This window comes from Aurantibacter aestuarii (assembly GCF_003008425.1).
Lineage (GTDB): Bacteria > Bacteroidota > Bacteroidia > Flavobacteriales > Flavobacteriaceae > Aurantibacter > Aurantibacter aestuarii.
In genome coordinates, this window is record NZ_PXOQ01000007.1 from 845,852 (window position 1) to 867,848 (window position 21,997).

Below are 21,997 nucleotides of genomic sequence, written 5' to 3' on the forward strand. Positions count from 1 at the left end.
TAAGTGGAATCAGTTAATTACACAAAAGCTTTAGCTTTATTAAAGCAGTGCTCTACAAAAGATGGTTTTGTAGCAAGTGCTGAAAATATATCGAACTATAAAAGGGTTTGGGCTAGAGATGGCGTTATTTGTGGTTTAGCCGCTTTGGCTTCGAGAGACAAAGATTTAATAAGCACTTTTAAAAATACAATTCATTCGTTAGCTAATAATCAACATTATATAGGAACAATTCCTTCAAACATCTTGTTTAAAGAGAAAGAAACGGATGTAAGTTACGGTGGATTAGCCGGCAGAGTAGATGCTGTTACATGGTTTATTATTGGCGTTTGTCAATTAGCATATTATGAAAAGGACGCATCAATAGTAAACAAATACCAAAATCATATAAACAAAGGTTTAGAATTATTAGAAGCATGGGAATTTAATAATAAACATCTAATGTATGTTCCATTATCAGGCAATTGGGCAGACGAGTATATTACAGATGGTTATGTTTTATATGATCAATTATTAAGATTGTGGGCTTTAAAAAGCTATCATTATTTTAATAAAACTAAAAGAGTTGCAAATAAAATTGAATGTATTCAATTTCAAATTGAAGCTAATTTTTTTCCAAATTCGACTTCAGAGAAATTTCATGAAAAAGCATTTAAAAACATAAAGCTTAAAGATTATTTACCTTGCTCTTTTTCTCCTTCAGGTTATAAAACTCAATTTGATGCATTTGCAAACTCATTACTATTGCTATTAAATGTAGGGTCAAAGTCTTTTCAAGATAACCTTATTCAATATGCTTTTAATTTATCAAAATCTACAAAACTAGGGTTAATTCCTGCATTTTGGCCTCCAATACTTCCAAAAGATGAACATTGGAATTTATTAAAGGATAATTGTAAATACGAATTTAGAAATTATCCTAACGAGTTTCATAACGGTGGAAGTTGGCCAATGGTAAATGGTTTTTTTGGAATGGCTCTATCTTATAAATCTGAAAATTCTAAAGCTTCTAGTATTTTAAAACAAATAGAACAAGTAAATGCGGTAGATAATTATTCTTTTTTCGAAAATTTTAATACCGACACAACCCAACCAAATGGCGTTCCTTATTGTGCATGGAGTGGAGCAGCAGCAATACTTCTTAATAAAACCATAAATTCAAATTTTAAATTACTCGTGTAAAGTGAAAACTATAGATATAATAAGTGTAGGAGAGGTTTTAATAGATTTTATAGGACATGAATTTAATGCTTCTATTGAGGATACAAATAACTATCATCGTTTTTTGGGAGGCTCTCCAACAAATGTTGCTGTAAATGCATCTAAGTTAGGCTTAAATTCATTACTTGTTGCGACTTGTGGCAAAGATGGATTGGGAGATTTTATATATAATCAATTAAAAAAAAGTCATGTAAATGTCTCTTCTTTAACACAAGTAGAAAGCTTACCAACCTCTATTATAATGGTTTCAAAATCTAAAACAACCCCAGATTTTATTCCCTATAGGTCGGCAGATTATCATATAACAGAAAGCCAATTGTCAGATGCAGTAATATCATCTGCAAAAATTTTTCACACCACTTGTTTTGCTTTAAGCAAAGAACCTGCAAGAACAACCATTCTAGAAAAAGCAAAAAAGGCTAAGCAATTAGGTTTAAAACTTAGCATAGATATAAATTTTTCTGAACGAATTTGGAATAATAGAGAGGAAGCTAAGCAAATATTGGCAAACTATTTAAACAATAATCCATTGGTAAAACTAAGTGACGATGATTGTTTAAGGTTGTTTAATGAAAATAAATCCGAAGAATTTATATTCGATTATTTCCACAATTTAGGCGCTTCAACAATTTGTCTAACCAAAGGAGCTAGTGGGGTTGTTGTGTCAGATGTTAATGAAGGTATTATAAGAAAAAAAGGACTTGAAATTTCTGAAATTAAAGATGCAACTGGAGCAGGAGATGCTTTTTGGACCGGTTTTTTGTATGGAAATATTCACCAAATGTTTATAGATGAAAGTTTAGATATTGCACAAAAACTGGCAAAAGTAAAATTACAACACTTAGGAGGATTACCAAAAAACTTAAATATAAAAGAATTGATTTTGGATTAGTGTAGATAATATTCTTTTAAATATAAAGCAGTGATTTCTATCACTGCTTTTTTGTTTAGAATAAGCTTAATAAGGCATAGTTTATAAAAATTAATTTTTTGTGTTATGTGTATATTATCACTTACATTTGTTAGTCCAATTCATTTTATTATTATTAATGAATGAAAATCTAATTCCATGAGTAAACAAAACAGACGTCGTGAAGCCTTAGTATATCACGCTAAACCTACACCAGGTAAAATAAAAGTTGTTCCTACAAAAAAATATGCTTCTCAGCGAGATTTGGCTTTGGCTTATTCTCCCGGCGTTGCAGAACCTTGTTTGGAAATTGCTAAAGACGTCAATAATGTTTATAAATACACTACAAAAGGTAATTTAGTAGCTGTAATTACAAATGGTACTGCTGTGTTAGGTCTTGGGAATATTGGACCCGAAGCCTCTAAACCCGTTATGGAAGGGAAAGGTTTGTTATTTAAAATCTTCGCAGACATAGATGTTTTTGATATTGAAATAAATACAGAAGACCCAGAAGAATTTATTAAAACGGTTAAAAACATTGCGCCAACATTTGGAGGAATTAATTTAGAAGACATTAAGGCTCCAGAAGCTTTTGAAATTGAAAGACGTCTTAAGGATGAACTGGATATTCCAGTTATGCATGATGATCAGCATGGTACTGCAATCATTTCATCAGCAGCATTACTGAATGCTTTAGAATTAGCAGATAAAGATATTGCAACAATAAAGCTAGTAGTTTCAGGAGCAGGTTCTGCAGCTATGGCATGTATAAAACTTTATGAAGCTTTAGGAGTACAACCTGAAAACGTTATTATGTTTGACGTTAATGGAGTGCTTCATAAAAACAGAACCGATTTAACGGAAACACAAATGCATTTTGCGACAGACAAAGTGTATGCTAACCTAGCCGAAGCTATGGTGGACTCAGATGTGTTTTTAGGATTATCGGTTGGAGACATTGTAAGTCCTGAGATGTTACAATCCATGTCTGCAAATCCAATTGTTTTTGCTTTAGCCAATCCTACACCAGAAGTTAATTACGAGATTGCATTAGCTTCTCGTCCCGATATAATTGTCGCAACTGGTCGAAGTGATAACCCTAATCAAGTTAACAATGTTTTAGGATTCCCATTTATTTTCCGTGGTGCTCTAGATGTTAGAGCGACTAAAATTAATGAGGAAATGAAAATGGCTGCGGTCATGGCATTGGCACAATTAGCTAAAGAGCCCGTACCAGAACAGGTAAATATTGCCTATGGTGAAACCAGACTTACCTTTGGTAGAGACTACATAATTCCAAAACCTTTTGACCCAAGATTAATTGCAGAGTTGCCTCCTGCAGTAGCTAGAGCGGCTCAAGAAAGTGGTGTGGCTAAGGAGCCAATTGAAGATTTTGATAAATATAGAGAAGAACTTTTAAAACGATTAGGATCGGACAATAAACTGGTTCGTTTATTAATGAATCGTGCACGAATAAATCCTAAGCGCGTTGTTTATACCGAAGCCGATCAGTTAGATGTTTTAAAAGCGGCACAAATAGCTTATGAAGAAGGTATTGCAATCCCAATTCTATTAGGTAGACGTGAAGCTATTGAAAAGCTAAAAGAAGAAATTGAGTTTGATGCTGAAGTTTTAATTATCGATCCAAAATCGGATGAAGAATTAGAGCGTTTGGAAAAATATGCTCAAGCCTATTGGACTTCAAGACAGCGTAAAGGTATAAGTTTATACTCTGCGCAAAAACGTATGAGGGAACGTAACTACTTTGCTGCAATGATGGTAAATGAAGGTGATGCTGATGCTTTAATATCTGGATTTACACAAAGTTATCCTATGGTAGTAAAACCAATGCTAGAGCTTATTGGTATGGCTCCTGGGGCTTCACGAGTAGCAACAACAAACGTGATGATGACAGAAAGAGGACCATTATTTTTAAGTGATACCTCAATAAATATAGATCCAAACGACAGGGATTTATCTCGTATAGCCTTAATGACAGCCCAAGTAGTTAGAATGTTTGGTATAGAACCTGTAATGGCTATGATTTCTTACTCTAACTTTGGGTCTTCCACTCATGAAAAAGCACATAAGGTTTCGGAAGCAGTAAATTATTTACATAAAAATTATCCCGATCTTATTGTTGATGGAGAATTACAAACGGATTTTGCTTTAAATTCTGAAATGCTTCAGGAGAAATTCCCATTTTCTAAATTAAATGGACGTAAGGTCAATAGTTTAATTTTTCCAAATTTAGATTCTGCCAACATTACCTATAAATTATTGAAAGAATTAAATAAAGCAGAATCAATTGGACCTATTATGATGGGTATGCGTAAACCAGTACATATTTTGCAATTGGGAGCAAGTGTAGACGAAATGGTAAATATGACGGCAATAGCTGTAATAGATGCCCAGCAAAAAGAAAAAGCTTCCAACGAAAAAGCTTTAAAAATAAGCATGATTTAATAAATTCTTTAAGCTAAAATCTGTTTGTTTAAAATAAATTCAAAGTAAAAAAAAATGTGTAGTTTTATAATCTTAAAAAAAAGTTAAATGATTACGCATTTAAAAGGGAAATTAGCTGAGAAAAATCCAACCCATGTGGTTATTGATTGCAATGGTATAGGCTACTTTGTTAATATTTCACTTCATACATATTCTAAACTATCAGATAACGAAACTATCAAACTATATACGCATCTTCAGGTCAAAGAAGATGCCCATACGTTATATGGTTTTTCTTCATTAGCAGAAAGAGAAATCTTTAGACTCTTAATTTCCGTAAGTGGGATTGGTACTAATACAGCCAGAACTATGTTATCTTCTTTGTCTCCAAAGCAGGTAAGAGAAGGTATTGCTACGGAAGATGTTGCTCTAATCCAATCTATAAAAGGAATAGGTTTAAAAACAGCACAACGTGTTATTATAGATTTAAAAGATAAAATTCTTAAAATTTACGATATCGATGAAGTTTCTGTTAAAGAAAGCAATACGAATAAAGAAGAAGCGTTATCTGCATTAGAAGTCCTTGGATTTAATAAAAAACAAGCCGAAAAAGCTTTAGATAAAATAGTTGCAACACAACCGGAATCTAGCGTAGAACAATTAATAAAATTAGCCTTAAAAAATTTATAATATATCTTGAAAACAATTTTAAGCTTTTTTCAAAAATCTTTTCAGTCTGCGTTAACACTATTATTAGTAGTTGGTTCTGTTTTTTTAGTAACGGCACAAGAGGATAATGAAATCGTTCAGGATTCTACAAAAACAACTTACAGTTTTAGCGAGTTATCTTTACCAAATCCTAATAGTATTCAGGCTAAATACACTTACGATCCTATTACAGACCGCTATATTTATTCTGAAACTTTAGGAAATTTCAACATAAATTATCCTGTTATTTTAACGCCGCGACAATATCAGGAATTAGTAGATAGAGAAAATCTTCAAAGTTATTATAAAGACAAAATTAGCACTCTAGATGGTAATGATGAAGAAGCTGAAGAAAAGCGAAAAAATTTGCTTCCAGAATTTTATATTAAATCAGGTTTATTTGAAAGTATATTTGGAGGCAATACCATAGAGTTTATTCCACAAGGATCTGTAGAAATTGACTTGGGTGTTTTGTTTACAAAACAAGATAATCCAACCTTTTCGCCACAAAATAGAAGTAACTTTACATTTGATTTTGATCAAAGAATAAGTCTAAGTTTACTAGGTAAAGTAGGAACCAGATTACAAGTAAATGCAAATTACGACACACAGTCTACCTTCGATTTTCAGAATTTATTAAAATTAGAATACGCACCAACCGAAGATGATATCATTCAAAAAATTGAAGTTGGTAATGTTAGCATGCCTCTTAATTCATCATTAATTACGGGTGCACAAAGCTTATTTGGAGTAAAGACAGAACTTCAGTTTGGAAAAACCAGAGTTACTGGGGTTTTTTCTGAACAACGTTCCGATTCTAGAACTGTGGTTGCTCAAGGAGGAGGAACTGTAGAAGAGTTTGATTTTTTTATTAGAGATTATGACGAAAACAGACACTATTTCTTGGCACAGTACTTTAGAGAGAATTATGATCAAGCTTTAGAGAATTTCCCATTTATAAACTCTAATATTCAAATTACAAGAGCAGAAGTTTGGGTAACCAATAGAACTAACAGAACAGAGAATGTAAGAAATCTTGTTGCTTTAGAAGATTTAGGGGAATCTGAAAATTTAGGAAACCCTAATGTTTCTGTAACTGCGGGACCAAATGCTTTTCCAAATAATGCCAATAACCGTTTGGATCCTACTAATATAGGTGGCGGTGGTTCCCAGTTAAATCAAAATATTCGTGAAATAGCAACTGCACAAAACGGATTTAATTATAGTGGTGTCAATGAAGGTTTTGATTATTCAAAACTTGAAAATGCAAGACAATTACAGCAAGGACAGGACTACATATTAAATACTCAGTTAGGTTATATTTCTTTAAATCAACGATTAAATAATGATGAAGTTTTAGCGGTAGCATATCAGTTTACCGCAGGTGGACGTGTGTATCAGGTTGGAGAATTTGCTAATGATGGAGTTAATGCAACAGATGTACAGACCAATACTCAGGGTCAAACCACTCAAGTGACAAACAATGCTTTAGTAGTAAAACAATTAAAAAGTAGTATTACAAGTGTAGAGCGACCAACTTGGGATTTAATGATGAAAAACATCTATGATACAGGTGCATTTCAATTATCTCAAGACGACTTTAGACTTAACATTTTCTATAACGAATCTGCGCCATTAAACTACATTACGCCAGTGGCAGGCACACCTTTTGGAACCACATTTAATGGCAAACCAATTCAAGAAACTACACTTTTAAAACTTTTTGGATTAGATCGTTTAAATTTTAATAACGACCCTCAATCTGGTGGAGATGGTTTTTTTGACTTCGTTCCTGGAGTGACGGTTTTAACTCAAAATGGTAAAATTATCTTCACTAAAGCAGAACCTTTTGGGCGTTACTTATTTGATGTATTAGATGACGATGGTAACCCAACAGATAATGAAACAGATTACGAAAACAATACGTTTAACCCTAACCAGGCCAAGTATGTATATGATTTGTTATACGAGTCGACAAAAACAGGTGCTTTAGATGAAGTTGAAAAAAATAAGTTTCAAATAAAAGGTCGCTATAAGTCTGAAGCTGGAGACGGAATTCCAATTGGAGGTTTTAATGTTCCAAGAGGATCTGTTAAGGTTACTGCGGGAGGACGTGTTTTAGTAGAAGGTGTCGATTATACCGTAAATTACCAATTAGGTCGTGTAAATATTATCGATCCAGCTTTAAAAGCGTCAAACATTCCTATTGAAGTTTCAACAGAAAATAATTCTATTTTTGGACAACAGACCAAGCGTTTTTCTGGGATTAATGTAGAACATCAGTTTAACGAAAATTTTGTTTTAGGAGGAACTTTTATCAATTTAAGTGAACGACCTATTACTCAAAAAGCCAATTACAATTCAGAACCTATTAATAACACTATTTTTGGTTTAAACGGTAACTATTCAACTGAAGTGCCATTTTTTAGTCGACTGGCTAACATGTTACCAAACGTGGATACCGATGCACCATCTAATTTATCAGTTAGAGGTGAATTTGCTTATTTACTGCCTGGAGCTCCAAAAGGAACCGATTTTAATGGAGAGGCTACATCATATATAGACGATTTTGAAGGTTCACAGACCGGAATAGACTTAAAATCACCACAATCTTGGAGTATTTCAAGTCGACCATTAAATTTAAATGGAACTACAGCTTTTGATGATAATGGCATTGAAAACGGTTATGGTAGGGCTTTATTAAACTGGTATACAATAGACCAAATATTTTATTCTAGTAATCGACCAGGAGGAATAACCGATGATGATGTTTCTGGTTTTTATAATAGTAGAGTTTTTATAAACGAATTATTCCCACAGCAGGATGTAGCTCAAGGTCAAACAACCGTATTAAATACGTTAGATTTAAGTTATTATCCAACAGAAAGAGGTCCATATAATTTTCAGCCAGGATCGGAAAATAATGTCTTAACCAACCCTAATAATAGCTGGGCAGGTATTACTAGACAAATCACTTCATCAGATTTTGAACAGGCCAATGTAGAGTATATCGAATTCTGGTTACAAGACCCATTTCAGGAAAATCCATCAAACACTGGTGGTCAATTAGTTATTAATTTGGGTAACATTTCTGAAGATATTTTAAAAGATGGTCGTAAACAATATGAAAACGGTCTACCTCAGGATGGTAATATCTCATTATTGCAACCAACGGATTATCAATCTGTAGTGCCATTAAATCAATCTTTAATATACGCATTCGACACTACAGGGGAACAAAGAGATAATCAAGACGTTGGTTATGATGGTTATGATGATGCTGAAGAGGCAAGTTTATTCCCAAGTAGTTTCTCTGGGTTATTAGATCCGGCAAACGATAACTACCAATATTACCTTGGTGCAGAAGGAAATGTTTTAGAACGTTATAAAAGGTACAATGGTTTACAAGGTAATTCACCAGATAATTTAAGTGATACCGATAGAGGTTCTACAACATTCCCAGATGTAGAAGATGTTAACCGAGATAACACAATGAATACCATTGATAGTTATTTTGAATATAAAATGAACATCTCACCTGCATCTTTAAATTTAAATACAAATGAGTTTATTGTAGACTCTAAAACGGTAACTCGTTTTTTACCAGATGGTTCAGATATAGCCGTAAACTGGTATCAATTTAGAATTCCGGTAACAGTACCATTATCTACTTATGATGATCCTGCAATTCCAGAATATAGCAGAGTTGGTGGAATTACAGATTTTAGATCTATTCGTTTTGCACGTGTTTATCTTAATCAGTTTACAACACAAACCACCATGCGTTTTGGAACTTTTGATTTGGTAAGAAGTGATTGGAGACGTTACACTAGAGATTTAGCCGATTCTAGTCAGCCTCAATCGGATGCCGATTTTAACATAGGTGTAGTTAGTGCGCAAGTAAACGACGGAAATTATATTTCTCCACCTGGTGTAGTACCAGAACAGGTTAATAATAATAACACCATTGTAGATCAAAATGAACAATCTTTAGTGGTTGGTGTTTGTGATTTACCTGTTGCAGACTCTAGAGCTGTTTTTAAAAATATTGATGTTGATATGCGTCAGTATAAAAAACTTAGAATGTTTATTCATGCTGAAGCTAATTTAGACTCTGGCGTATCACTGTCTGATAATGAAATGGTTGGATTTATAAGAATGGGTAACGATTTAACTCAAAACTATTATCAGATTGAAGTTCCTTTATCAGTATCTTCAATTAATCCTTCTTCAGCAGAAGGTTACTGGCCCGAAGTTAATGAGATTAATTTACCTTTAGAGTTATTACAACGTATAAAAGCTTTAGGGATTAGTACGGGAACCCTTACAAATCCAGACGCAACGTTTTATGATGTAATAAACAACGAAGCCGTACCAATAACGGGAACAGAATTTCAAAATTATGTTACAGGACAGCAACGTATTGCCATAAAAGGTAATCCAAACTTTGGGGCTATTCGTACACTTATGGTTGGTGTTAAAAATGCTTCAAACGGGACTATTTGTGGAGATGCTTGGTTTAATGAATTACGACTTTCAGAATTAGATAACGAAGGTGGCTGGGCAGCAGTTTTAAGTGTAGATACCAATTTTGCAGATTTTGCCAATGTAAGCGCAAGTGGACGAATGAGTACTGCAGGTTTTGGAGCCATAGATCAAGGTCCAAACCAAAGAAGCCGTGAAGATGTTAAGCAGTACGATATGGTAACCAACGTAAATCTAGGACAACTTTTGCCTAAAAAATGGGGTATTCAGGTGCCATTTAATTATGGTCAAGGTGTGGAAGTTATTACACCAGAATTTGATGAGCAATACAAAGATATACCGCTTCAAACAAGAATTGATAACGCCACAAGCGAAGCTGAAAGAACTGCAATTAGAGAACAGTCGGAAGATTATACAAAAAGACAAAGTATAAATTTTATAGGTGTTAAGAAAAATAGAACCGGAGACGCAAAACCACAACCGTACGATATAGAAAATTTCACCTTTAATTATTCATATAACAAAGAGTTTCATAGAGATTTTGAAATTGAAAGTTCTCAAAATAAACAATTAAGAACTGGAGTTAACTATGCATATAGTTTTCAACCAAAAAGTATTGAGCCATTTAAGAAAAACGACTCTTTATTTACTGGAAAGTACTGGAAGCTTTTAAAAGAATTCAACTTCAATCCTTTACCGTCTTCTGTAGCTGTAAATACAGATATTTTAAGACAATTTAATCGTCAGAAATTTAGAGATTTAGATTTAGGCGGAGATAATATAGCAATTGAAGAGCTTTTTAGAAGAAATTATACTTTTGACTTTCAATATAATGTGAACTGGAATCTAACAAAAGCTTTAAGTTTAAACTTTTCAGCAGCAAACAATAATATTGTTAGAAATTATTTTAAAAACGATTTAATAATTAATGGAGAACAAGATCCAACTTTAGGGATTTATGATGGACTGTTCGATTTTGGGGATCCAAACCGACAATTCCAGTCTTTAGGAGTGAACTATGAAATTCCAATTAATAAAATACCAACCTTTGAATTTATTAATGCAACCTATTCTTATATGGGAGAATTCCAATGGGAAAAAGGGTCAGACTTATTTGGAGAAATTGAGTTAGATGGATTAACTTATGATTTAGGTAATGCCATATCAAATGGTAGTACGCATACCCTAAACTCCACTTTAGATATGAAAAAGCTTTACAAGTATCTTAACATTAAAAAATCTAAACTTGTAAATCGTGGAGCTAACCAAAACATACAGCCAAAAGCTAAAGCAGCGCCAGGACTTCCTGAAGCATCTTCTACAACAGAACAAAAAATTGCAGCACCAAAAAATAAGCAAAAAGGCTCTAAATTAGGTAATTTCGGAATTGGTTTATTAACAAGTATAAAACAAATTCAAATTAATTATTCTGAAAATAGCGGAACTTTTTTACCAGGTTATTTAAATACTCCAGGTTTTATTGGGACATTTAAACCAACGGTAGGCTATACTTTTGGTAGCCAAAGTGATATTAGAAATTTTGCAGCAAGAAATGGGTACTTAACTCAGTTCCCAGAATTTAATCAACAATACACAGTAAACAAAACAAAAGATTTGCAGTTAGCTGCAAGCTTAGAGCCTTTTGACGACTTTAAAGTTGACATTATTGGTAGCAGAACTTTAGCTAATAATTATGCAGAAAACTATATCGTTCAGGATATTGAAAATAACGGAGATTTAGAGTACCAATCTTTAACTCCAAATGAATTTGGTAATTTCGCTATATCTACTTTAACCATTGCAACTGCATTTAGTGCTAGCGACGAAGTAGAGTCTGAAGCTTTTACCGAGTTTAGAAAAAACAGATTAATAATTGCCCGACGTTTAGCGGCAGAAAAAGGGATAGATGTAAATAACCCAAATAATTTGGATGCTGAAGGTTATCCTAAAGGTTTTGGAAAAAATAATCAGGCAGTATTATTACCTGCATTTGCGAGTGCTTACTCTGGACAAGATGCAGGCAAAGTAAAATTGGGTGCTTTTAAAAGTACACCTTTACCTAACTGGGATGTTAAGTATACAGGTTTTATGAAGATGAAATGGTTTAAAAAGAATTTTAAAAGATTCTCGTTAACTCATGGGTACCGATCTAATTATACCATAAACCAGTTTAGAAATAACCTAAATTATGAAGACATAGATTTTTCTGTAGATTATGATTCGCAACCAAGAGATGTATTAGATCAGGCTGGAAATTATAAAAATGAAGAATTGTATAGTAATATTACCATTACCGAAATGTTCTCGCCATTAGTGAGATTAGATTTTGAAATGAAAAATTCTATAAAAATATTAGCAGAAATTCAGAAAGACCGCTTGTTAACACTAAGTTTTGATAATAATTTAATGACTGAGATTCAAGGTCAGGAATATAAATTAGGGTTAGGTTACCGAATAAAAGACGTAACCATTCGATCTAAAATCGCAGGACCTAAAAAGAAAATAGTAAGCGATTTAAATATGAAAGCAGATGTCTCTGTAAGGAATAATAAAACCATTGTGAGATATCTAGATTTAGATAATAATCAAATTACTAATGGTCAGACACTTTATGGTGCAAAATTTAATGCCGATTACGCATTTAGTAGAAATTTAACCGCCATATTTTATTTTGATTATACGTTTTCAGAATATGCAATCTCTACTGCTTTCCCACAAACGACGATACGTTCTGGGTTAACACTTAGATATAATTTTGGAAATTAATAGCACAACAATTAAAAATCAATAAACTTTAAATACATTTGCAAAAACAAATACAAAAAGCATGAATATACCAGCAGAACTAAAATACACTAAAGACCACGAATGGATTAAAGTAGACGGTGATATCATTACTGTAGGAATTACAGATTTCGCACAAAGTGAATTAGGTGATATTGTTTATGTAGAAGTAGAAACCGTTGATGAGACTTTAGAAGCTGAAGAAGTTTTTGGAACCGTAGAAGCTGTTAAAACAGTATCTGATTTATTTTTACCAGTTTCTGGGGAAATTATTGAGTTTAATGAGGCTTTAGAAGATGATCCAGAACTAGTAAATTCTGATCCTTATGGTGCAGGATGGATGGTTAAAGTAAAAGTATCTGACGTATCAGAATTAGACAACCTTATATCGGCAGATGATTATAAAGCTATTATTGGCGCGTAAAAATAAAATTGCACTAATTAGTATTATTTACACTGCTTTGTTAATGTATCTTTCTTTAGATACTTTAAAAACGAGCATGAAATTACCAAGCCAAAGCGACAAACTTTTTCACGCTTTGGCTTATTTTATATTTACTTTTTTCTGGTGGGTTACGATTTATTCATTTTTAAAAGTTTCTTTTAAAAAAACAATAATTATTGCTTCCTTTTGGTCTCTTTTGTTTGGGATTTTAATTGAATTTCTTCAACATTTTTTAACCGCTAATCGTCAAGGAGATATTTTAGATATTTTAGCTAATGCTTTAGGCACATTATTTGCTATATTAATAATAAATATTTTCATTTTAAAGACCGTTAAAAGTTAAAGGAACTTTGTTTTTTTCATAAATAAATAGTTATTTTAGCATTCGGTATAAAACTTAATTAAAATTATGGAGTCTAAAAAAAATCCAAAAGCTAATGTAGGACGTAACAGTTCTTTATACTTTGCTGTAGGTTTAGCTTTAATGTTAGCCATTACATATATAAGTATTAATCATAAAACCTACGACAAGGAATTGATTGATATTGGGCAATTAAATCTAGATGATATTGATGATGAAGAAATTCCAATTACTGAAATTTTAAATACACCACCGCCACCACCGCCACCACCAGCAGCTCCAGAAGTTATTGAAGTGGTAGAAGATGAAGAGGAAATTGAAGAGACAGTTATAGAGTCTACAGAAACCGACCAACAAGAGGAGATTGTTGAGGTTGAAGAAGTAGTCGTAGAAGAAATTGAAGAAGATATTGAGGTGCCTTTCTCTGTTATTGAGAATGTACCAGTTTTTCCTGGATGTGAGTCTGGAAACAACGATGCTAAAAAAGCATGTATGTCTGAAAAAATCGCACAATTTATCAATAAAAAATTCAATACTGAATTAGCTCAAGACCTAGGTCTTGACGGTATACAACGTATTATAGTAGTATTTAAAATTGATAAGACTGGAAATATTACTGATGTAAGAGCAAGAGCTCCACACCCGAAATTAGAAGCAGAAGCTGCACGTGTTGTAAATTTATTACCTAAGATGAAGCCAGGTAAGCAACGTGGTAAAGCAGTAACTGTACCTTACTCACTACCAATTAAGTTTCAAATACAGTAATTTTAATACATTACTAAAATCTATAAAAAAACCCGTTACTATTTGTAACGGGTTTTTTGTTGTTATTTATGTTCTTCTTGAAATAGTTTGGTAAAGTTTTTATAAAAGTATGGAATTGTTTCTATGCCTTTTAGATAGTTCCAAACACCAAAATGTTCATTTGGAGAGTGTATGGCATCACTATCTAATCCAAAGCCCATTAAAATGGTTTTACTTTTTAATTCTCTTTCAAACAAAGCAACTATAGGTATACTTCCTCCACTACGTTGCGGGATAGGCTTTTTACCAAAAGTCGTTTCGTAGGCTTGACTAGCAGCTAAATAACCTATGTTATCTATAGGCGTCACATAACCTTCGCCACCATGGTGTGGTTTTACTTTAACGGTTACGCTTGCTGGAGCAATATTTTCAAAGTGGGTTTTAAATAATTGAGTGATATTTTCCCATTTTTGGTGTGGTACTAATCGCATAGAAATTTTAGCATAAGCTTTACTTGCTATAACTGTTTTCGCCCCTTCACCAGTGTAGCCACCCCAAATACCATTAACATCAAGTGTAGGTCTTATAGAGTTTCTTTCATTAGTGCTATAACCTTTTTCTCCATGCACATCTTTAATATCTAAAGCGTCTTTATAGTTGTCTAAGTTAAATGGTGCTTTAGCCATTTCTGCGCGTTCTTCATTTGATAAATCTTCAACCGCATCATAAAAACCAGGAATTGTAATATGATTATTTTCATCATGCAATGAAGCTATCATTTTTGCTAGAATATTTATAGGATTTGCAACTGCACCACCATATAATCCCGAATGTAAATCTCTATTAGGTCCTGTAACTTCAACTTCAACATAACTTAAACCTCTCAATCCAGTAGTAATAGATGGGACATCTTTAGCAATCATACCTGTATCACTAATTAAAATGACATCATTTTTTAATTTTTCCTGATTGTTTTTTACAAATGTCGCTAAGTTAACGCTTCCAACTTCTTCCTCGCCTTCTATCATAAACTTGACATTACATGGTAAGTTATCGGTATTTGTCATAAACTCTAAAGCCTTAACATGCATATACATTTGTCCTTTATCGTCACAAGCACCTCTTGCGAAAATAGCACCTTCTGGGTGAGTTTTTGTAGCTTTAATAACAGGCTCAAATGGTGGAGAAGTCCATAAATCTATGGGATCTGGTGGTTGCACATCATAATGACCGTAAACTAAAACAGTTGGTAGATCATTATTTATAATTTTTTCGCCATAAATTATTGGATAGCCATCCGTTTCACAAATTTCGACAACATCACACCCCGCATTTTCAAGATGTTTTTTAACTTCTTCAGCAGTTAAGATAACGTCTTTTTTATAAGCAGAATCTGCACTTATTGAAGGGATTTTCAAGAGTTGAATTAATTCGTCTATAAATCGCTCTTTATGAGTTTCTAAATAAGAATTTATTTGGTCCATAAGTATTGTTTGATTTTAGTAAAAATACAAAAAGCTTATATTTTTATAGGTATGAGTTGTTTGTAAATTAGAAACTTTGTTTATATTTGCAATCTGAAATTGCGGGCGTGGTGGAATTGGTAGACACGCTAGACTTAGGATCTAGTGCCGCGAGGTGTGGGAGTTCGAGTCTCCCCGCCCGTACAAATAAAAAGACTTAATTTCTGTTAATCAGTTAATTAGGTCTTTTTTGTTTTTAGAGTTTTTATCAAACTTTCCTCTAGGATGATTTTTTTTTATTAGTATGTGTTCCGAATGTAACGCCTGAGCTGCTTCTGCAGAATCCTTAACTTTTACAGCACTTCTTTTGAGCATATTGGTTTCAAACTTAGTTAAAAGAGGTCTTAATCCTGTGTCTTTCCAATTAGAATAGGTGTTAATTGTTTTAGTTAACGTTGCGCTAAGTTCTAAAGCATCTAATAAAGCTTGATTAGCTCCTTGACCTTTAAATGGACTCATGGGATGTGCTGCGTCACCAATTAAAGTTATATTCCCTGTTTGTTTAAAGTCATCACTTTGTAATGGCTTCCGGTCATAAACCGGGTAGCCTGAAATAAGTTTTTCTGTTGTAGCTTTAATTATTTCAGGAATAGGTGTGTGCCAGTTTGCTCTTTTAACGGCTTCATCTTTTAGGTATTTTATCTCACTCTTGCTTAAATTTAAAGCTTTTGTTTCTGAAATAGGAAAACTCAATTGCCACATAACAGCTTCTGAATTAAATGGCATTACATATATGCGCTCTTTTCCATTTGCGGTTTGAAATACAGTCTCCAAATCTAGAAGTGGACTATTTACATGTTTTAATTCGTTTAAATTACAAATCCCTAGAATAACCATACAGTCTAGATAACGCAATGGAGTTTTTGTATTTGAAATAACTAATGGTCTCACTTTACTTCTAATACCATCTGCACCAACAACAAGGTTAGTCTTTATTTTTTTTAGCTCATTTTGAGATTTAAAAGTCACTTCAATAAGCTCAGGACTTAGAGTTGTGCAGTTTAAAAATTCATGATCCCATTGTACCATATGTGGACCTCCAAGTTGTTGTAAAAGTTCTAATCTTAAACTTTGCCTCGCAATGTGGATATTTGACTTTTTTGAATTAGACTTTTTGTCTTCTGTAATCCATTTTCTTTTACCCCATTCTCCAATAACTTCTCCAATGCTATTGTGTACTATATGTTTAGTTGAATTTATTCCGTTAGGCAAAGAAGTAATTCCAAAACGTTTTAAAGCTTTACTAGCTTGTTGAAGTGTTAAACCATAACCTTGAGACCGAGAATTAAAACTTTGATCTTTTTCGAATAATGTAAAAGGGATACCTCGTTGAAATAGAGTTAAGGCTAAAGCAACACCTCCAATTCCTGCACCAATGATACAGACATGAGGAAAGTTTGGGTTTATTGTAGGGGCTAGAGTGGATGTTATGATACCATTGCCTTTACATATAGGACAATCATAAATTGATCCTTTTGGTTTAATTGGCTTGTTTTTATTTACATCAGACATTATAAAGTCCTGGTATTCCTTTTGAAATCTTTGACGGTCTTTTTTACGGGGTTTCCGTCGTTTTTTACCCAATCCACCACAATTTTTGCAACTAACCCAATATGTTTTTTGTTGTGGATTTAAAGTCATTTTTATGAAGAAGTCTAATTTTGTTTGGATGGTTTAACACTAACAAGTAGTCTTAAAGCTAAAACAATTAATATATTTTTAAGAGTATAATGTAAAAATATATTTAATTTTAGTAAAACACTAATAACTATGAGCTTACTAACCATTATACTAAATATTTTAATACCACCTGTTTCTGTATTATTAAAACATGGATTAGGTGCTAAATTTTTAGTCAATTTAATTTTAACTCTTATTTTCTGGTTACCTGGTTGTATCCACGCATTTTACGTAACTCAAGAATAAAATAAAAAGCTTCGGGAAACCGAAGCTTTTTAAATAATTGACTAACCATTTTCTTAGAATTAAATTTTATTTCAGACTAAAACAAATTCAACTTTTTATCAATTTAAGGCTAATTGTGGTGTCATTATTTGAAACTCTTACCAAGTACATTCCTTGAGAAAGCTCATCTATATTATATATATAATCTGCGTTTATTGGGTTTTTGAATTGCTTAACTAATTTCCCTGCTAAACTGTAAATTTCAACAGACTCGACTTTAGTATTTAATGTAAATGATGATTTAGCAGGATTTGGAGTTAAAAAGAATTTAGGCTCTAATACAATAGAGTTAACTCCTAGAGATTGTTGTTGATTCCCGTAAATTCTAAATTCTCCCGGAGCTAAAGTAATTGCATCCGAAGTATTGGTTACATTTAAAACGGTATTACCTGTAGCATCCATTAAGTCATACCAGTTTCCAGTATATGGAAAAAATGGTTGAACGTTTTCGCTTACAACATTAAAATTGGCAATAATTACTACATCTTTGAGAGAGCTGCTGCTTAAATTCGGATTATTAATATAAATTTTTGGGGTTAGACTACCTGAGTTTATAGTGTAATTACCTTCAAACACGTCCTCATTAGTCTTTAAGGCATTAATTCTTGCCCAATCATTATATATTTTTAGACGTTCTGTATTTCCTAACCAGTTATTTGTCCATTGAGGTTGAGGCTTGGTATCTAATTTACAATCACCATTAGAACCAGATGGATCATTTACTGTTCCATTGGAACAAGTAAAAATAGAATTTTCCATACCTAAAGCTCCAAAGTGCCAAATCATCTTTGGACCTGGAATAGTAAGTGTTACAGCACCTAAAGCAGACATCCTGCTTAAAGCTACATTTAAATTAGTGACATTATGTGATGAGTTTGTAGCATTTCCAAACTGTACGTTTTTGTACATTAATCTTTCCTCATCATGGCTTTCAGCATAACCTATTAACCTCTTATTTGAAAAACCTCGTGAGACATGCCCCATTCTGTTAAAGTCTGTATTACTAGCATAACCCATAGTTAATTGATTATACTGGTCTGTCATTTTACCCCACATCATAACTCCTTTAGGGATGCCATCACTTTCACCACTTACTCTAAAGTTTGCCCAAGCTTGCTCTTCAGCATCTATACCTAAATGTTCAAAAATAACATAGTGTGTTGGGTCAATATTCCATGAATAACTTGCATATTCTTGTAAAACAGCAACTCGGTCTGCTTGATATGCATTTGTACAAGCTTCGTTTGAAGCCGAGCAGTTTTGTGTAAATCCTTTTGTTAAATCCCAACGAAAACCATCAATTTTAAATTCATTAATCCAATAATCTATAACTCGTTTTGTATATATTTTTGTAAATGAGTTAGAATGATCAAAATCACTTCCAACACTATAAGAGTGTTTTGCGACCTGATTAAAATAAGGGTTTTCGCTACTTGGTTCTCCCCAACCATCATTATCGGGGTCATCCATCCACATTCTTACCATTGGATTTCTACCAAATGCGTGGTTTAAAGCAACGTCTAGAATAACTGCAATACCATTTTGGTGACATACATCTATAAACTCTTTTAATTTATTTTGCGTCCCATAAAACTTATCGGTAGCAAGATGAAAAGAAGTATTATAGCCCCAACTTTCATTACCTTCATATTCCATTACAGGCATTAACTGTATGGCGTTAATATTTAAATTTTTAAAATATTGAATTCTATCAATTAAATCTTGATAGTTTCTGTCACCATCAAAATCTCTAACTAAAACTTCATAAATAATTAAATCTTCTTTTTTGGGCTTCACAAAATTCGTAACCTGCCAATTATAAGGTGTTTGATTCGTTTGTAAGACCGTAACTTCTCTTTGTTGTCCTGCGGGATAAGCAGGTAGGTTTGGATAGGTCGATGCAGGAATAAATGGATCGTCAAAAGGAGATAATACTAATTTAGAATACGGGTCTGCTGTTTTAACTAATTTTGGAGAATTAGTCACTGGAGTTTTATCTACAACCCAATATTGATAAGTTTCAATTTGACCAGGTGTTAGTCCAGTTAGAGTAATCCAAAATCTGTTGTTTCTAGATGGATCCCTTTTCATTGCATAAGTGCTATTTGGCTGATAATTGTTAAAGCTACCAGCTACATATACAAAATCTTTTCCTTCGGCATATAATAGTAAGGTGGCTTTAGTAGGATCTGCTGGGTCATAATTTATACCATCTACGTAATTACCACTAAGCACTTGAAATGAACTTCCAGGATCTACTAAAGCGCTAAACGTTTTTATTTTAGTAACACCTAAATAAGTCACCTCCAAACTATATTCTTTATTTTGAGTAATATTCGTGTCTGTATATGAATAGTTTGTAATATTTGTTTGTGTATTTATAGTAGTTCCATTAGCTTTTAACACATATGTTGCATTTCCACCAGTATTGTTAGCTGTAATTGGTAAGCTCCCACCAGAGTTTAATATGGTTGTTGAGTTTTGAGCAGGAGCGGTTAAAGCAACCTGAAAGGCTCCAACATTTACTAAGATGTCTTGAGATTTTTTGTCTCCAGTTCCGTTTTTGGCTTTAACCAGAAAACCAATTCTACCAATTCCATTTCTAGCGTAAAATGCATTAGGAATAAATGAAATGGTATAGGTATCTGTCCCTGCGTTATAGCTAAACCTGTTTGCGCTAGGGTTAGATGAATTTGAAGAGTCTGTCCAGTCTCCGTTTGTAGGACAACCTTGAATATTATCGAGATTTAAATCGTAAGACCATGACCAGATATATAATTCATTATTGGTTACGTTCCATAAAGATTCGTTTATACTATTTCCATTAACCGTAATAGTAATTGACTGATTTTCTTCAAATACTGTTGGACTAACAGAGTAAGTGATATTTTGTTGTTGCGCCAATGCAAAAAGCGGTAATGCAAAAACAAAAAAGAGTATTTTTTTTATCATTTTAATATGTTTTTAAAAAAAAGGGGTTTGATTAATTGTTTAATCAAACCCTTTTAATTCTTTATTTTGTAATAATTGTGTATGTTGGTGCCCCAGGGTCTGTAAAATCTAATTTGATATCATACGTTCCCATAGTTACTGGAATATTGTTATTACTATCTTGATCTAATATACCATCTCCAGTAGCATCTCCATAATTAGGTAAATTCCAGTCTTCATTTTGTCTTATTTTAATTTCTCCATTAATTAACATAACATTCTGTGCTAGCCAATTAGTGTCTGTTAAAGGAGTAAACATAAAGTCTGAAGTTGCGCCCCAATCATTATAACCAGAACCTACAATACCCCAAAGATCTGACTGAACTAAAGTATATTCTAACGTAGTGAAGTTTGCAGAAAGCACATAAAATCCAGGAGTTGTAATTTCAATATTATTATTGGCATCTTGATCTAAAATACCATCTCCAGTAGCATCTCCATAATTTGGTAAACTCCAATCTTGGTTAAAACGAATTTTGAATTCCCCAGCTTGTAATTTAACACCTACTTTAAATGAATCTGATGTATAATCATAAAACATTTTTGCATCTGGTCCCGCATTACCCCAATCATTCCAAGCAGAACCAACAATACCATAAGAAAATGGTACAATAGAATAGGCTAATGTTGCAGTGTTAAATTCAATTTTGTAATCTCCCGCTGTAACCGCAATATTATTATTTGCGTCTTGATCTAAAATTCCATCTCCAGTAGCATCTCCGTAGTTTGGTAAATTCCAATCCATACTTTGTCTTAGTTTAATTTCACCATCTTTTAAATTAACATAAGCCACTAAAACATCTGGATCTGTGGTGGTGTAAAAAGGTAAATCTGGTCCAGCATTACCCCAATCGTTTGCTGCAGAGCCAATAACGCCCCATTCAGAAATCATAATTCCAGAACCACTTCCTCCACCATTACTATTTGGTGCTAAAAATACATTAAGGGCTTGAGGAAATGAGTATTTTTCTGTTGTGCTTACAGCATCTCCTACATAAGCTCGAACTCTAAACGTAAAAGTTCCTGAATTTAATTCTGGAGTAGCTGGGTCATTATTTAAACCAGCATCGTTAGCAAGAGTTAACATTTCTCCTATAGTTACTGCCAATTCGTTGCCGGTAGTTTCTCCAATAATTTCCATGTCACTAAAGTCTCCCACAGTAGACACTTGTAACTCATAAGTTGTATTAACTTGAACTCCAAAATTAGCATCTTGCCAAGTAAATCTTTCAGCAAGGTTGGAAGAAGCTTGTGAGGTTAAAATGTATTGATCTAAAAATGTATTTGAGAATGAAAATTCACCTTGTGGTTGAGCGGTAAATACTAAATCATCATTCTCTTCGCATGAATAAAAGCTTAAAAAAGCTATTACAGCAAGACTTAAAAATATTTTAAAATTTTTCATAATAATTTTATTT

The 21,997-nt window shown here is 33.0% G+C and carries 13 protein-coding genes and 1 tRNA gene; 10 read left to right on the forward strand and 4 right to left on the reverse strand.

Annotated elements, in window-relative coordinates; translation table 11 throughout:
- Window positions 1-3 precede the first annotated feature (3 nt).
- From C7H52_RS04985 to C7H52_RS05020, 8 genes are all read left to right on the forward strand, one after another.
- Window positions 4-1,179 (forward strand): glucosidase family protein, encoded by a 1,176-nt coding sequence (locus C7H52_RS04985; RefSeq protein ID WP_106462781.1) that lies wholly within the window; start codon window positions 4-6, stop codon window positions 1,177-1,179.
- A 1-nt stretch (window position 1,180) separates the two neighbouring features.
- Window positions 1,181-2,110, forward strand: coding sequence for a carbohydrate kinase family protein (locus C7H52_RS04990; protein ID WP_106462782.1), 930 nt, complete (start codon window positions 1,181-1,183; stop codon window positions 2,108-2,110).
- Window positions 2,111-2,287: 177 nt separating this feature from the next.
- Window positions 2,288-4,594, forward strand: a complete 2,307-nt coding sequence (locus C7H52_RS04995) for an NADP-dependent malic enzyme (RefSeq protein WP_106462783.1) — start codon at window positions 2,288-2,290, stop codon at window positions 4,592-4,594.
- An 87-nt stretch (window positions 4,595-4,681) separates the two neighbouring features.
- Window positions 4,682-5,263, forward strand: coding sequence for a Holliday junction branch migration protein RuvA (ruvA, locus tag C7H52_RS05000; protein ID WP_106462784.1), 582 nt, complete (start codon window positions 4,682-4,684; stop codon window positions 5,261-5,263).
- Window positions 5,264-5,269: 6 nt separating this feature from the next.
- Window positions 5,270-12,532 (forward strand): T9SS outer membrane translocon Sov/SprA, encoded by a 7,263-nt coding sequence (gene sov, locus C7H52_RS05005; RefSeq protein ID WP_245918538.1) that lies wholly within the window; start codon window positions 5,270-5,272, stop codon window positions 12,530-12,532.
- Between the two features lie 61 nt (window positions 12,533-12,593).
- On the forward strand, window positions 12,594-12,974 hold the full coding sequence (gene gcvH / locus C7H52_RS05010; protein ID WP_106462785.1) for a glycine cleavage system protein GcvH: 381 nt from the start codon (window positions 12,594-12,596) through the stop codon (window positions 12,972-12,974).
- A gap of 76 nt (window positions 12,975-13,050) precedes the next feature.
- Complete coding sequence (locus C7H52_RS05015; protein WP_262494496.1) at window positions 13,051-13,338, forward strand: VanZ family protein; 288 nt, start codon at window positions 13,051-13,053, stop codon at window positions 13,336-13,338.
- Between the two features lie 66 nt (window positions 13,339-13,404).
- Window positions 13,405-14,121, forward strand: coding sequence for an energy transducer TonB (locus C7H52_RS05020; RefSeq protein WP_106462786.1), 717 nt, complete (start codon window positions 13,405-13,407; stop codon window positions 14,119-14,121).
- A gap of 62 nt (window positions 14,122-14,183) precedes the next feature.
- Here C7H52_RS05020 and C7H52_RS05025 read toward each other — a convergent pair whose 3' ends face one another.
- Window positions 14,184-15,584, reverse strand: coding sequence for a dipeptidase (locus C7H52_RS05025; protein ID WP_106462787.1), 1,401 nt, complete (start codon window positions 15,582-15,584; stop codon window positions 14,184-14,186).
- Window positions 15,585-15,685: 101 nt separating this feature from the next.
- Between C7H52_RS05025 and C7H52_RS05030 the strand changes: the two genes are divergently transcribed.
- A tRNA-Leu gene (locus tag C7H52_RS05030) sits at window positions 15,686-15,767 on the forward strand.
- Between the two features lie 27 nt (window positions 15,768-15,794).
- Here the strand turns inward: C7H52_RS05030 and C7H52_RS05035 are convergent.
- Window positions 15,795-17,135, reverse strand: a complete 1,341-nt coding sequence (locus C7H52_RS05035; protein WP_245918542.1) for an FAD-dependent oxidoreductase — start codon at window positions 17,133-17,135, stop codon at window positions 15,795-15,797.
- A 258-nt stretch (window positions 17,136-17,393) separates the two neighbouring features.
- Here C7H52_RS05035 and C7H52_RS05040 point away from each other — a divergent pair, with 258 nt between their 5' ends.
- Window positions 17,394-17,549, forward strand: a complete 156-nt coding sequence (locus C7H52_RS05040; RefSeq protein WP_106462789.1) for a YqaE/Pmp3 family membrane protein — start codon at window positions 17,394-17,396, stop codon at window positions 17,547-17,549.
- Window positions 17,550-17,636: 87 nt separating this feature from the next.
- On the opposite strand, the gene C7H52_RS05045 is transcribed toward C7H52_RS05040, so the two are convergent.
- Together C7H52_RS05045 and C7H52_RS05050 are read right to left on the reverse strand one after the other, a co-directional pair.
- Window positions 17,637-20,540: an alpha-amylase family glycosyl hydrolase gene (locus tag C7H52_RS05045; RefSeq protein ID WP_106462790.1), complete on the reverse strand. Its 2,904-nt coding sequence runs from the start codon at window positions 20,538-20,540 to the stop codon at window positions 17,637-17,639.
- 61 nt (window positions 20,541-20,601) lie between these two features.
- The gene (locus tag C7H52_RS05050; RefSeq protein ID WP_106462791.1) at window positions 20,602-21,984 is read right to left on the reverse strand and encodes a SusE domain-containing protein; all 1,383 of its coding nucleotides are present in this window, start codon (window positions 21,982-21,984) and stop codon (window positions 20,602-20,604) included.
- Window positions 21,985-21,997: the final 13 nt, after the last annotated feature.